This is a genomic window from Cryomorpha ignava, assembly GCF_010686655.1.
Lineage (GTDB): Bacteria > Bacteroidota > Bacteroidia > Flavobacteriales_D > Cryomorphaceae > Cryomorpha > Cryomorpha ignava.
In genome coordinates this window covers 24,565-37,740 of record NZ_JAAGVY010000001.1, presented here as the reverse complement: position 1 = coordinate 37,740, position 13,176 = coordinate 24,565, and the positions used below count along the sequence as shown (strand labels likewise).

Annotated in this window: 12 protein-coding genes and 1 pseudogene; 9 read left to right on the top strand and 4 right to left on the bottom strand. The window is 40.5% G+C overall.

The genetic code is table 11. From position 1 onward, the window contains the following. Positions 1–7 precede the first annotated feature (7 nt). From pyrH to G3O08_RS00150, 3 genes are read left to right on the top strand one after another with little or no spacing between them, the layout of a single operon-like run. Positions 8–715: a UMP kinase gene (pyrH, locus tag G3O08_RS00160; RefSeq protein ID WP_163282641.1), complete on the top strand. Its 708-nt coding sequence runs from the start codon at positions 8–10 to the stop codon at positions 713–715. 12 nt (positions 716–727) lie between these two features. Beyond that, positions 728–1,291 (top strand): ribosome recycling factor, encoded by a 564-nt coding sequence (frr, locus tag G3O08_RS00155; RefSeq protein WP_163282640.1) that lies wholly within the window; start codon positions 728–730, stop codon positions 1,289–1,291. Between the two features lie 19 nt (positions 1,292–1,310). Next, a complete protein-coding gene (locus tag G3O08_RS00150) occupies positions 1,311–1,892 on the top strand; it encodes an anthranilate synthase component II (protein ID WP_163282639.1) in 582 nt (193 codons plus the stop codon). Between the two features lie 8 nt (positions 1,893–1,900). On the opposite strand, the gene G3O08_RS00145 is transcribed toward G3O08_RS00150, so the two are convergent. From G3O08_RS00145 to G3O08_RS00135, 3 genes and pseudogenes are all read right to left on the bottom strand, one after another. After that, positions 1,901–2,260 (bottom strand): helix-turn-helix domain-containing protein, encoded by a 360-nt coding sequence (locus G3O08_RS00145; protein WP_163282638.1) that lies wholly within the window; start codon positions 2,258–2,260, stop codon positions 1,901–1,903. A gap of 3 nt (positions 2,261–2,263) precedes the next feature. Further along, a pseudogene (locus G3O08_RS21025) lies at positions 2,264–2,560 on the bottom strand (type II toxin-antitoxin system HigB family toxin). Positions 2,561–2,904: 344 nt separating this feature from the next. Then, complete coding sequence (locus tag G3O08_RS00135) at positions 2,905–3,933, bottom strand: radical SAM/SPASM domain-containing protein (RefSeq protein ID WP_163282637.1); 1,029 nt, start codon at positions 3,931–3,933, stop codon at positions 2,905–2,907. 155 nt (positions 3,934–4,088) lie between these two features. Between G3O08_RS00135 and G3O08_RS00130 the strand changes: the two genes are divergently transcribed. From G3O08_RS00130 to G3O08_RS00120, 3 genes are read left to right on the top strand one after another with little or no spacing between them, the layout of a single operon-like run. Continuing rightward, positions 4,089–6,482: an efflux RND transporter permease subunit gene (locus G3O08_RS00130; RefSeq protein WP_163282636.1), complete on the top strand. Its 2,394-nt coding sequence runs from the start codon at positions 4,089–4,091 to the stop codon at positions 6,480–6,482. A gap of 12 nt (positions 6,483–6,494) precedes the next feature. Beyond that, complete coding sequence (rfbA, locus tag G3O08_RS00125) at positions 6,495–7,355, top strand: glucose-1-phosphate thymidylyltransferase RfbA (RefSeq protein ID WP_163282635.1); 861 nt, start codon at positions 6,495–6,497, stop codon at positions 7,353–7,355. Continuing rightward, complete coding sequence (locus tag G3O08_RS00120; RefSeq protein ID WP_163282634.1) at positions 7,352–8,332, top strand: polyprenyl synthetase family protein; 981 nt, start codon at positions 7,352–7,354, stop codon at positions 8,330–8,332. The genes rfbA and G3O08_RS00120 overlap by 4 nt, the downstream gene beginning before the upstream one ends. Before the next feature lie 252 nt (positions 8,333–8,584). On the opposite strand, the gene G3O08_RS00115 is transcribed toward G3O08_RS00120, so the two are convergent. Continuing rightward, positions 8,585–9,487, bottom strand: coding sequence for a TIGR01777 family oxidoreductase (locus G3O08_RS00115; protein WP_163282633.1), 903 nt, complete (start codon positions 9,485–9,487; stop codon positions 8,585–8,587). Between the two features lie 234 nt (positions 9,488–9,721). Between G3O08_RS00115 and G3O08_RS00110 the strand changes: the two genes are divergently transcribed. The 3 genes from G3O08_RS00110 (at position 9,722) to nusA (ending at position 13,145) form a co-directional block, all read left to right on the top strand. Then, complete coding sequence (locus tag G3O08_RS00110; RefSeq protein ID WP_163282632.1) at positions 9,722–11,329, top strand: toxin-antitoxin system YwqK family antitoxin; 1,608 nt, start codon at positions 9,722–9,724, stop codon at positions 11,327–11,329. Positions 11,330–11,435: 106 nt separating this feature from the next. After that, the gene (gene rimP, locus G3O08_RS00105) at positions 11,436–11,903 is read left to right on the top strand and encodes a ribosome assembly cofactor RimP (RefSeq protein WP_163282631.1); all 468 of its coding nucleotides are present in this window, start codon (positions 11,436–11,438) and stop codon (positions 11,901–11,903) included. Between the two features lie 6 nt (positions 11,904–11,909). Further along, positions 11,910–13,145: a transcription termination factor NusA gene (gene nusA / locus G3O08_RS00100; RefSeq protein WP_163282630.1), complete on the top strand. Its 1,236-nt coding sequence runs from the start codon at positions 11,910–11,912 to the stop codon at positions 13,143–13,145. Positions 13,146–13,176 lie beyond the last annotated feature (31 nt).

The window sequence follows — 13,176 nt, the reverse complement described above, 5'->3', positions numbered from 1 at the left end:
CAAACCCATGAAGTATAAACGTATTTTGCTCAAACTCAGCGGAGAAGCCCTAATGGGCGACAAGCAATTTGGAATAGATAATAACCGCTTGATGCAGTACGCACGCGAAATTCAGTCAATTCACGATATGGGCGTAGAGATTGCCATCGTGATTGGTGGTGGAAATATCTTTCGCGGATTGCAGGCCGCCGAAGGTGGAATAGAAAGAACTCAGGGTGATTATATGGGAATGCTGGCCACTGTAATTAACGGAATAGCCCTACAATCGGCGTTGGAAACCCTCAATTTAAAAACAAGATTACTCTCAGCCATAAAGATGGAGCAAATTGCTGAACCTTTTATTCGCCGAAGAGCGGTACGCCACCTTGAAAAAGGACGAATAGTTATATTTGGAGCCGGTACCGGAAATCCATATTTTACAACAGACTCTGCAGCTTCACTGCGCGCCATTGAAATCGAGGCCGATGTAATTTTGAAAGGTACCCGAGTAGATGGAATTTATACGGCTGACCCAGAGAAAGATAAGACTGCTACAAAGTACAGTACCATTACTTTTAATGAGGTTTATGAAAAAGGATTAAATGTAATGGACCTTACCGCTTTTACGCTTTGCAACGAAAATAAACTCCCAATTATAGTTTTTAATATTAACGCCAGTGGAAACCTGAAACGCGTCATTGACGGCGAGCAGGTGGGAACATTGGTTAATTTTTAATTGCTCAATACAATGCAGGAAGATTTAGAACTTGTTATCGGCGCTGCCGAAGAATCAATGGCAAATGCTGTAAGCCATTTGGAAAATGAATTGTTAAAAATAAGAGCCGGGAAAGCCAGTCCGGCAATGCTGTCAAGCGTAATGGTAGATTATTATGGCACCATGACAAAGCTTACCCAAGTGGCCAATGTAAATACGCCGGATGCTAAAACCATTCGCATTCAGCCTTGGGAAAAGGCGATGATTGAGCCCATTGAAAAGGCAATCGCTTATTCCAATTTAGGCCTGAATCCGCAAAACAATGGCGAAGTGATTATGATTACCGTTCCGCCGCTTACTGAAGAGCGCCGCCGCGACTTGGTTAAAAGTGCCAAAGCGGAATCGGAGCATGCGAAAGTATCTATTAGAAATGCGCGAAAAGAGGCAAACGACGACATTAAGAAGCTCCAAAAGGACGGACTAAGTGAAGATATAGCCAAGAGCGCTGAAATTGAAATCCAAGAACTTACTGATTCGTACAACAAAAAAGTTGAGATAGAAGTAGAGCGAAAGGAAAAGGATATTATGACGATATAGTGGTTGTAACGGTTTTCTGATGTTATCCTCTAAAACCCTGATCGTAGATAATTACGATTCTTTTACTTTCAATCTTCTTCACATAATTGAAGCAATTCTCAATGAGGATGTTGAAGTAAAACGAGTTGATGAAATTGATAGGCAGGATTTAGCAGCCTTTCACACTATTGTATTCTCTCCCGGCCCCGGCTTGCCAGACGAATCGACTAACTTGCTCAATATAATGCGAGAATCGATGCGTTTGGAGAAACGTATTCTTGGTGTTTGTTTAGGACTTCAAGCTATGGCTGTTGCCGAAGGAGCGGAGCTTAAAAATCTGGAAACCGTTCATCATGGCGTTTCTGAACAAATACATATTTCTCATCCGGATTCTATTCTTTATCAGAATTGTAGTGTCGATCCTTTTATTGGACGCTATCACTCCTGGGTGGTCAATGAAGAAAAGCTGCCGACTTGCTGGATAATTACTTCACGCGATAAACATGGCGAAGTCATGTCGATGGAGCATAGTACAAAGCCATTTTACGGAATTCAGTTTCATCCCGAGAGTGTGCTTACGCCTGAAGGGAGAGCAATTTTGAAGGGCTTTATAGAAGGGTAGTTTCCAGATCACTGCAAAATAATCTCTGCATCAATATTCAATTTTTTGTGCAGGTCTTTCGCCACTTTTAGCGTGATTTCCCTTTTTCCGTTCAGGTATTCGCTTACTCGGGAAGCACTTGTATTCAAAAGCTCGGCGAGATCCTTTCGTTTTAAGTTCATTTCGAACATGCGCAACTCTATCATTTCATTTAGTGTAGGAAGTTCAATTGGGTAATGAATCTCCTCGTATTGTTCGATGACATCGCTTACATCTGAAAGTTCTAACAATAGCGGAGAATCATAAGGAGTGTCATTACTCACTTGCTTAAGTAATTCCTCTAGGCGATCATTCGCTTTAAGGTATGCCTTATCTGATATGTTTTTCATTTTTTATATTTCATTTATTTCTTTTAGCCTGTCGTAATCAGTATGATTGCCAATCCAGCGGATATAGACTTTCTTGATTTCAAAAATGACTATGGCTACAATCCTTTAATTATTTCCTTTTATATTAAACACAAACCTGTCGTTTCCTACATAATCCACAGAGTTGAAAGTTTTCCGCATATCCGCAAAATTCTTCCATTCTGCTTTTTTCGTTTTTGCATGCCATTCAACAAGTGCCGCTCTTGATTTCGGTTCTGTTCCAAAATATTCCCGCAATTTTTTAAACGAAATAACATGCATTATGAATTCTAAATAGCTTTTAGGCAAATATAGTGAAGATATTCCATATAAGGTAAAATAGTTCCATATATGGGAATTTTAATACTTAGAAGTACATAATTTTTTTTCGTTTCCCATAATCCTCATTCTTTGAAGGTGTATTCCTTGAGAATTTGATGCTAAAAAACGTTGTCACGAATATTAGCCGCTATCTCATTGACCATCTTTGGGAGTGCGTATGCAAGGTAATGAAGTTATAAAACCGACTCTCAAACCCACCTTCTGCTTAATTGACTCAACATTTAATAAGAAACCCACTTTAACTCAAACTCACCGAAAGCCAAAAACTAAAAACCAAAAACCACCTACCCCCAAACCTTAGTACCCTCACTACAGTTCTTACAAATATCAATCTCGCTGCGCGATTTCAATATGCTTTGCCTAAAATTGTTGTATTGCTTCCCATTCCATATTTCCCGAAAGGGCACCACACTTATTTCGCCTAATTTATGACTGGCATCTTTATCAAAACAGCATGGAACCACAGAGCCGTTAAAAGTAACCACGCAGCTATGCCACATACGCCAGCACTGATTTACCAGTTTGTTTTTAATCACGTACGTGCCATCCGATTGCAATTTATACCTTGAATATTTCGGATTGTCGGGAATCAGCGGATTTCCATGCATGTAATCGTAAACCTGCGCCGTTTTAAATTTAACTTCGTTTACTCCCAGGCTATTTCCCAACTCCACAACTTCATCTAATTGATGCTCATTGGGCTTTACCACCAAATACTGAAAAATGACATGCGGAGTAGAACTTTTTAATTCCTTCTTCCAGTGCAGTATGTTCCTTGTGCCTTCGAGCACTTTTTCTAAAGATCCTTGTTTGCGGTAGGCTTCATAAACTTCCTGAGTGGTGCCGTCAATGCTTATAATCAATCGGCTTAAGCCAGATTCAACTACTTCTTTGGCTTTTTTGCTTGTTAAGAAATGGGCATTTGTGGATGTGGCCGTATAAATATTTTTGTTGGCTGCCTTCTTAATCATTTCCGAGAGGCGCGGATTGATAAATGGCTCGCCCTGGAAGTAAAATGTAATATAAATCAAACGTTTTGAGAGCTGGTCTAAGAGCTTTTCAAAGACTTCCATTTGCAAATTGCCTGTGGGCCGGGTAAATTGTTTTAAACCGCTGGGGCATTCCGGACATCCCAGATTGCAAGCAGTTGTAGGCTCAATAGAAATGGCCATCGGCATTCCCGAATGATGATTTTTCTTAGTAATTCGTGAGCGGTGATAACTCAACCAGAGTTTTGACGCATTTCTAATTCGGACAGGATTCATAGCCTTTAGCAATTGCCATTTGTCCCGAAGTAGATCCAACTTTTCCATCAACTACAAAGGTATGAATTACTTGCTTGCTGCGTGAGATCGCTTTCTTAGTTGCAATCAAGATATTTAATGGCATTCTAAACAATCCCACGGTTTTGAGGATTACTCTAAAGTAAATTTTTGTTTCTTTACGCCCCTTATCTTGAAAGAAAACTATGTGGGAATTTGCCGCGAGATTTATTCTAAGGAATAAAGTTGTTTTATTGGTCGCACTTGGTCTGATTACGGCTTTTATGGGTTATCAGGCGCAATATGTGGAAATGACCTACAAATTTGGAGGGATTTTGCCAAAAACCGACAGCACCCAAATACAGTATGAAAACTTTACCAGATTATTTGCTGAAGATGGGAATGTGCTCATTTTGGGAGTTAAGGGTGAAGAATTGTATGATCTTGACAATTTTGCAGCCTGGTACGAGCTTGGAAATGATTTAAAGAAAGTTCACGGTGTTGATTCTATTTTCTCTGAAGCCCATGCTTATCGGGTCATAAAAAATACGGAAGAAAAGCGCTTCAACGTAGAGAAAATCGTTCAACACAAACCGGAAACCCAGGCAGAGGTTGACAGCATTAGAAGAGTAATGCGCTCATTGCCCTTTTATCGCGGCATGCTCTACAACGATAGCACACATGCCAGTTTGATGATGCTTTTTGTAAATCGCGATGTGTTCAATAGCAGCGATCGGGTTGTGGCGCTTGAAAACATTCTAGAGCTTACCAAGAAGTTTTCTGAAGATCATATGAAAATTGCCCATTCGGGTTTGCCGTATATCCGAACAGTGCAAACGGCCATGATCAAGAAGGAACTCGCCATGTTTGTCGGTTTGGCAGCGCTGGTTATGGCTATTCTCCTCTTTGTTTTCTTCAAATCAATGCGGGTAGTTCTCGTAAGCCTGCTCGTGGTAATTGTTGGTGTAATATGGTCGCTGGGCAGCATTTCCTTACTTGGCTATAAGCTATCGGTGCTTATGGGTCTCATTCCACCGCTCATAATTGTAATTGGTATTCCCAACTGTGTCTTTATTTTCAACAGGTACCATCAGGAGTTTAAAAATCACGGAAATCAGGTAAAATCCTTGGCCCGCGTTATTCAAAGAATTGGTAGCGCTACCTTTATTGCAAATACCACAACGGCAATTGGTTTTGCTACTTTTATTTTCACGCATAGCGCTATTCTCAAGGAATTTGGGGTAATTGCTTCAATAAATATCCTCTTCGTCTTTCTGCTTTCGCTGATAATAATTCCGAGTATCCTCAGCTTTTTACCACCGCCCATTGATCGACATACCAGACACTTAGATAGAAAATCGCTTGATAAGGCTCTTGCTACACTGGTAAATATTGTACAGAATCACCGCAAGAAGGTGTATGGTACCGTGGTGGTTGTCCTACTTATTGCCGCTTATGGAATATCGAAGGTTTCGGCAACCGGAAATATTGTGGATGACCTTCCGGATGATGACCAGATAATTGTCGATTTAAAGTTCTTTGAAAAGAATTTCAACGGCGTTATGCCTCTTGATATATTGATTGGCACAAAAGGAAAAGGCGACGTAACGAGCGATAAAACACTAAAGAAGATTGAGAAATTACAGACTGAGTTATCGCAGTATTCCGAAATATCTAAGTCACTCTCAATTGTAGATGCAGTAAAATTTGCCAAACAGGCTTACTACAATGGTTCAGAGCAAAAATATGCGCTATTAAATAATTACGAAAAGTCTTTTATCGGCCCCTATATTCAGGGAAACCAAGAAGGCTCTGGCGATATTTCAAAACTATTTCTGGACAGTACAAAGCAATATACGCGCATTACTGCCCAAATTGCTGATATCGGCACCGAGGAGCTCGACAGCTTAATGACTCATTTGGCGCCAAAAATCGATTCCATCTTCCCTCCTAAAGATTATACCACCACGCTTACCGGTACGAGTATTGTATTTTTGAAAGGAACAAATTATTTGATTAAAAACCTCTTTACTAGCCTGGCCTTTGCTATAATTTTGATCGCTTCTCTGATGGCTCTGTTGTTTGGATCAGTTCGAATGATATTGGTTTCGATGGGGCCAAATCTTATCCCGCTTCTTTGCACTGCCGCAATTATGGGATATTTTGGTATCGCCATTAAGCCTTCTACCATTTTGGTTTTCAGTATTGCTTTTGGTATTTCCATAGATGATACCATACATTTCTTATCGCGGTATCGGCTTGAGCTAAAGCAGCGTCCCTGGAATATTAAGGAATGCATTATGGCTGCCATTAATGAAACAGGAAGGAGCATGATTTATACTTCCATCATACTATTTTTCGGATTTGGAATTTTTGCTGCCAGTGATTTCGGAGGTACAATAGCCTTGGGGATTTTGGTTTCGGTTACGCTCATGATAGCCATGTTGTGCAATCTTATCGTGCTACCTAGTTTGCTTATGACTTTGCAACACAGAGTTATTACCAAATCATTTGAAGAGCCCTTCCTTGAAATAACCAATGAAGAGGAAGACATTGAGCTGGATGATCTCGAAATAATAGGAGAGAAAAAAATTGAATAGAAACCAATCGTTATGAAAGGAATTATTCTCGCCGGCGGCTCTGGAACAAGGCTTTATCCGCTTACCATAGCTGTTAGCAAGCAATTGATGCCGGTTTACGACAAGCCAATGATTTACTACCCGCTTTCTACCCTTATGAGCGCGGGAATAAACGAGATTCTGATTATTTCTACACCTCACGATATGCCACAGTTTAAAAAATTGCTAGGCGATGGGAAAAGATTGGGATGTGAATTTACTTACGCCGTGCAGGAAGTTCCAAATGGCCTCGCCCAGGCTTTTGTAATTGGCGAAAAATTTATCGGCAATAATAAAGTAGCGCTCATTCTTGGCGATAATATCTTTTATGGAATGGGTCTTGAAAAACTCCTTCAGCAAAACACAAATCCCGAGGGAGGAATTGTCTACGCTTACCACGTGTCTGATCCAGAGCGATATGGAGTTGTAGAATTTGACAATAAAATGAATGCACTTTCAATAGAAGAAAAACCCACGAAGCCCAAATCAAATTTTGCTGTTCCAGGTCTCTATTTCTATGACAATGACGTTGTACAAATTGCAAAATCGCTCAAGCCAAGCACACGCGGTGAATATGAGATTACCGATGTAAACAAGGAGTATTTAAAAGCCGGAAAGCTCAAAGTTGCTATTCTCGACAGAGGAACTGCATGGCTTGATACCGGCACTTTTTCGTCACTCATGCAAGCCGGCCAGTTTGTAGAGGTTATTGAAGATCGGCAAGGTCTCAAAATTGGCTGTATTGAAGAAATAGCCTATCAAATGGGTTTTATCAATGCCGATCAGCTCAACGAAATTGCCCAACCCCTTGTAAAAAGCGGTTATGGACAATACTTATTGAATTTGCTAAAATGACACAACATCTCGATGCACTTCAAAATAAATTTGAGGCGGCACTATTAAATTATGCCGGTTCTCTTCCTGATAATTCCCTCCACCAACCTATCCGCTATATTTTAGCGCTTGGTGGTAAGCGTATTAGGCCTGCATTGGTTCTACTTTCGGGCAAGGCATTTGGCGCAGCAGAGGGGCAGCTCATTCGCACAGCGCTCGCAGTAGAGATTTTCCATAATTTCTCACTTGTTCATGATGATATTATGGACAAGGCACCCTTACGCCGTGGCAAAGCTACAGTACATGAAAAATGGGACAGCAATGCAGCCATTCTGTCAGGCGATGCTATGCTTATTGAAGCGTACAAGCAGCTAAGCCTTTGCGGCCACGACCATTTAAAGGCTATTCTCGATTTGTTTAACACTACATCGCTGCAAGTTTGTGAAGGACAGCAACTCGATATGGATTTTGAAAGCCGTACGAATGTTTCAGTGAGCGAATACATAGAAATGATTCGTCTTAAGACCGCAGTTTTGCTCGGTTGTAGCTTAAAAATGGGCGCCCTTTTGGGAAATGCATCCGAGGATGATTGCAAGCATATTTACAATTTTGGAAAGCTCTGTGGAATCGCCTTTCAAATACAAGACGATTATCTCGATGCCTTTGGCAATCCTCAAGATTTTGGCAAGCAGGTTGGTGGCGATATCCTTTCAAATAAAAAGACCTATCTGATTATCAAGGCACTTGAGTTGGCTTCCGCCGATGTACAGGCAGAGCTTGAAAGCATCTATTTTCAAAACACTATCTCCGATGGTGACAAAAAGGTAAGTAGGGTGTTGAAATTGTTCAGAGAGTTGAAAATTGATGAAATTACTAAAGACGAGTCGCTGCGCTATTTTCAATTGGCTAAAGCCGAAATAGACAATACATCATTGAACGATTCACAGAAAGAAGGTTTTCTGGAATTTCTTGAAATGCTGCAGGGTAGGAGGAAGTAAGCTTTAATAGGCAATGTGCAACAGGCAATGAGCAATAGGCAAGAAGCTATAAGCTTTAAGAGGAGTGGCTAAGAGAAACATTTTAGGTACCATCCAAAATATTGGGCAACGCTAAAATAGTTGTGGCCGTAAAATTTTGTAACTGGAGGGAGGAGTGTAAGGCTTTTCAATACACTAATCAATTCAGCTTTACCAAATTGCCAAATCCACACAGGAGATTACCCCGCTATTTCAGCGGGGCAGATCTTTTCTTCACTCATAAATATCAAAAAGCGTTTGATTCATATTTTGAAAATTGAATTCAAACCCGGTAGATTTTATTTTATCGGCACTGGCGCGACTTCCGTAAAGAATAATTTGAGCCATTTCGCCAAAAAGTAATTTTAGCGCAAATTCCGGAACGTGTGGCATCCAAAGGGGTTTATTCAGTTCGCGAGCCAGCGCCTCAGTAAGTTCAACGTTATTTACATAATCGCCATTGCAGGCGTTGTAGGCTCCTTCTACATGTTCGTTTTCAATCGCGTAAATGTACATTTCGCATAAATCATCAATATGGATATAAGGTATATACTGTTTTCCGGTTCCAAGAGGTGCGCCAACACCCAACTTTACCGGTTGAGCCATGCGATCAAGCGCACCACCTTTTTTGGATAGTACTACGCCTGTTCGGAGTTTTACTACTCTGGTTAAGTCCTTAAACTCATCAGCCGCTGCTTCCCATTGCACACAACAATCACCTATAAATTCAGACGAAGGTGGATCTGTTTCCACAAAAATATGATCGGTAGTTTTACTGCCATAATAGTTTATTCCGCTGGCAGAAACAAATGCGCTTAGCTTTATTCCCGCTTTTACAGCACCGAGGTACAAGAGTCTGGCAGACTCTACTCTGCTGTCAATTATAATCTCTTTTCGTTTATCGGTCCAGCGTTTATCGGCTATCCCGGCGCCGGCGAGGTGAATTATCGCAGTTACACCCTTGTATGCGTGCATGTCTATTTCGGCTTTTTCAATATCCCATTCAAATGCCTTAATGCCATCTTTCTCTCCGGGAGATCGCGATAGAATATTTACCGTATAGCCCCGCTCAATGAGCTTTTTGCTCAATGCCGAACCTACAAGGCCGCTGCCGCCGCTTATTAAAACTTTCTTCATTTTTGTTTGGTTAGACTCTAACAAATGTAAACTGATATAGTTGACAAAGGCTTTTTAATAATTGGGAGGTCATTTAATAATTTTCAAATAGCAAGCATCACCAAAAACCAAAAACCAATCACCAAGAACCAATCAACCCTTTCACACAAAAATTTGTTAGCACTTAAAGCAATCTCAGCGAGGTACTACTCGTTAAGAAGCGAACTTTAAAGTTTTTAAATGGATTGTGTTTTCATGAATTTCATAAAGTCAACATTTTTACCGTTCGTGCTTCTATTTGCGCAAATTGCATTGTATGCACAAGATCAACCTTATGCTGATTATTGGGACGAGGCAAATACGATAAAACGTTCGGAAGGAACGTATACCAACGGTTTAGAAAACGGCGAATGGAAGTACTATTATTCAGACGGTGTACTTAAAGAAAAATCAACGTATGCGGCCGGAAGGCTGAATGGTGAAGTAATTACCTACTTTTTTAATGGCAAGCTAAAAGAGAAAGGCTTTTTTGACTGGGACAAGCAAGACAGCAGTTTTGCCGCGTATTACCTTCCGGGAAATATCAAAGAAAAAGGTCAATATGATCAAGGCTATAAAACCGGACTTTGGAAATACTGGTATCCCGATTCTATACTAAAAATGGAAGAAAACTATGTGGGTAGAGATTCTGTTCTGTTAATGAACTTCTGGGATAAAAGCGGAAAGCAACTCGTTGAAGACGGAGCTGGAAATTTAGTAGATTATTACGATACCGGCGAATTGAAAACGCGTGAATCTTACACAGGTGGACTAATGACAGGAAAATCTGAAACCTGGTATGCCGATGGCACAAAACGAACCGAAGGATATTATGAAAATGGGAAAAAAGACTCGGTTTGGACTTATTTTCTACAAACGGGTGGAAAGTATAAAACGACCACTTTTGATAGAGATTCGCTTAGCGGACCATACAAAGAATACTTCAATAGCGGCAACCTTGCGGTAGAAGGAATTTTTGAAAACGGTAGGGAAACCAATGAATGGACATTTTTTCGCGACAGCGGACACGTAGAAATGAAAGGCGATTTTGCCAATGGGAAGCGGAATGGAGAGTGGAAATACTGGTATATCGATGGCACGTTGCAAACAGTTGGTAAATGGAATGACGGAAAGCGAATGGGAGAGTGGACGTATTACTACCCCGATGGAAGCAAATGGCGAGTGGGAAATTTTAATTCTGATATGAAAACGGGTACCTGGACTACCTGGTTTGAAAATGGAACGAAACTTCAGGAAGGCGAGTATGTAAATGGGCTCGAAGAGGGTCTTTGGAAATCGTGGTTCGAAAACGGAAAACCCAAAGATGAAGGCAGTTTTGTAAAAGGGAAAATAGAAGGAAGCTGGAAAGGATGGTTTCCAAACGGGCAACCGAACTATACCGGAACCTGGCAAGACGATCGCAAGAATGGCAACTGGAAATATTGGTATCCCGATGGCACCATGCAGGAAAATGCATGGTATAAAGATGGATCCTTAAACGGCCCTTATAGCAAGTACAGCGAAAATGGGATTCCGGAGCAAGAGGGAAGCTACGTAGAAGGCAAGCCCGGCGGAAGGTGGATTTATTTTTTCCCGGAAGGCGGCAAAATGCGCGAAGCTACTTATACTGACGGAAAGCTAAATGGTGAGTCGCTAACTTATCACCGCCGGGGTGGACAAGTGCAGTACAAAGAAATGTATACAAACAGCCGGCGCGATGGACGATTTATAGAATATTCGCCTGCCGGAAATGTCATTAAAGAAATAGAATATAAGGATGGGAGTAAAGTGCGTGTTATTAAGGATAATACCATGGGGCATTAATTTGAAAATAAGCATATTGCTATCTCAAAATAATGCTTATCTTTGCGCCAATTAAAGGACAAAAAAGAGAGAGGGGCAGCTGCCCCTCTTTTTATTCCATCTTGATTTGATAACTGAAGATACAATAAGGGCGCTGGTTGCCGAGAAAATAGAAGATACTGATTACTACCTTTTAAGTGTAGAAATCAAATCTGGTAATGCGATTAGCGTTGAGCTTGAAAGCATGGGTCCTATCTCTATTTTAGATTGTGTTGATATTAGCCGACAAATTGAGCATAACCTTGATAGAGAAGAAGAAGATTTTTCGCTTCAGGTAAGCTCGCCCGGACTTGGTAAACCGCTTAGAGATTACCGCCAGTACATAAAAAATGTTGGCAGACACCTCGAAATTAGGCTTGTAACCGGCGAGGAGTTTGAGGGTGAGTTGATGAGTGCAGATCAGGAAAAAGTTGAAGTGAAAGAAAGTAAGAAAGAAAAGATAGAGGGCAAAAAGAAAAAAGAACTGGTTGAAATAAACCATGTACTTTCTTACCCCGAAATAAAGCAGGCAAAAATTAAAATTTTATTCAAATAGGAAGTCATGAGCAATACAAATTTGTTCGAATCATTTGCGGAGTTTAAGGAGTTTAAAAGCATCGATAGGGAAACTATGATGCGTATTTTGGAAGATGTATTCCGGAATATGCTGATTAAAAAACACGGTACTGATGAAAATTTTGACATCATTATCAATCCTGATGAAGGTGACCTTGAGATATGGCGTAATCGCGAAATTGTGCCAGATGGTGAAGTGGAAGATGATAACAGCCAGATTGCACTTTCGGAAGCAATAAAAATTGAGCCCGATTTTGAAATTGGAGAAGAGGCAACAGAGGCAATTAAATTAGAGCATTTTGGTCGCAGAAGCATTCTTTCGATGCGTCAAAACTTGGTTTCGAAGGTTATAGAGCTGGAGAAAGATAGCTTGTACAAAAAATACAGCGAGCGGGTAGGAGAGATTATTACAGGAGAAGTTTACCAGGTATGGAAACGCGAGATCTTGCTTCTTGATGATGAAGGAAATGAATTAATTCTTCCAAAATCAGAACAAATTCCATCAGATTACTTTAAGAAAGGCGATGCTGTAAGAGCAGTAGTTTCTAAAGTTGAGATGCGCAACAATAACCCAATAGTTATTCTTTCGCGCACAGCGACCGAATTTTTGGAGCGTATGTTTGAAATGGAAGTACCTGAAGTTTTTGATGGACTTATTACCATTAAAAAAATAGTTCGGGTACCGGGCGAACGAGCCAAAGTGGCCGTAGAGTCTTACGATGATAGAATTGATCCGGTAGGTGCCTGTGTCGGTATGAAAGGATCTCGTATTCACAGCATTGTACGCGAATTGAAAAACGAAAATATTGACGTAATAAACTATACGTCCAATATTCAGTTATTAATACAAAGAGCATTAAGCCCTGCGAAGATTACCAATATAAAGATTAACGAAGAAGAAATGAAGGCCGAGGTATTCCTTAAGCCAGATCAGGTTTCTCTCGCTATTGGTAAGGGTGGATTTAATATTAAATTGGCAAGCAAGCTTACAGGTTACGATCTGGATGTATATCGCGAAACGGAAGAAGACGACGAGGATGTAGATTTGGATGAGTTTGCAGATGAAATTGATGGTTGGATCATCGATGAATTAAAGGCTGTAGGTTTGGATAGCGCCAGAAGTGTATTGGAATTAACCAAAGAAGATTTGGTGTCCAGAACCGACCTGGAAGAAGAAACAATAGCAGAAATTATAAAAATCCTTCGCGAAGAGCTTGATTAAACAAAGTATTTCATTTATTTTATCATCTCGT

Excerpts from the sequence above, each read along its gene's own strand:
- pyrH (WP_163282641.1), top strand. The coding sequence starts at position 8 with ATGAAGTATAAACGTATTTTGCTCAAACTCAGCGGAGAAGCCCTAATG.
- frr (WP_163282640.1), top strand. The coding sequence starts at position 728 with ATGCAGGAAGATTTAGAACTTGTTATCGGCGCTGCCGAAGAATCAATG.
- G3O08_RS00150 (WP_163282639.1), top strand. The coding sequence starts at position 1,311 with ATGTTATCCTCTAAAACCCTGATCGTAGATAATTACGATTCTTTTACT.
- G3O08_RS00145 (WP_163282638.1), bottom strand. The coding sequence starts at position 2,260 with ATGAAAAACATATCAGATAAGGCATACCTTAAAGCGAATGATCGCCTA.
- G3O08_RS00135 (WP_163282637.1), bottom strand. The coding sequence starts at position 3,933 with ATGGAAAAGTTGGATCTACTTCGGGACAAATGGCAATTGCTAAAGGCT.
- G3O08_RS00130 (WP_163282636.1), top strand. The coding sequence starts at position 4,089 with ATGTGGGAATTTGCCGCGAGATTTATTCTAAGGAATAAAGTTGTTTTA.
- rfbA (WP_163282635.1), top strand. The coding sequence starts at position 6,495 with ATGAAAGGAATTATTCTCGCCGGCGGCTCTGGAACAAGGCTTTATCCG.
- G3O08_RS00120 (WP_163282634.1), top strand. The coding sequence starts at position 7,352 with ATGACACAACATCTCGATGCACTTCAAAATAAATTTGAGGCGGCACTA.
- G3O08_RS00115 (WP_163282633.1), bottom strand. The coding sequence starts at position 9,487 with ATGAAGAAAGTTTTAATAAGCGGCGGCAGCGGCCTTGTAGGTTCGGCA.
- G3O08_RS00110 (WP_163282632.1), top strand. The coding sequence starts at position 9,722 with ATGAATTTCATAAAGTCAACATTTTTACCGTTCGTGCTTCTATTTGCG.
- nusA (WP_163282630.1), top strand. The coding sequence starts at position 11,910 with ATGAGCAATACAAATTTGTTCGAATCATTTGCGGAGTTTAAGGAGTTT.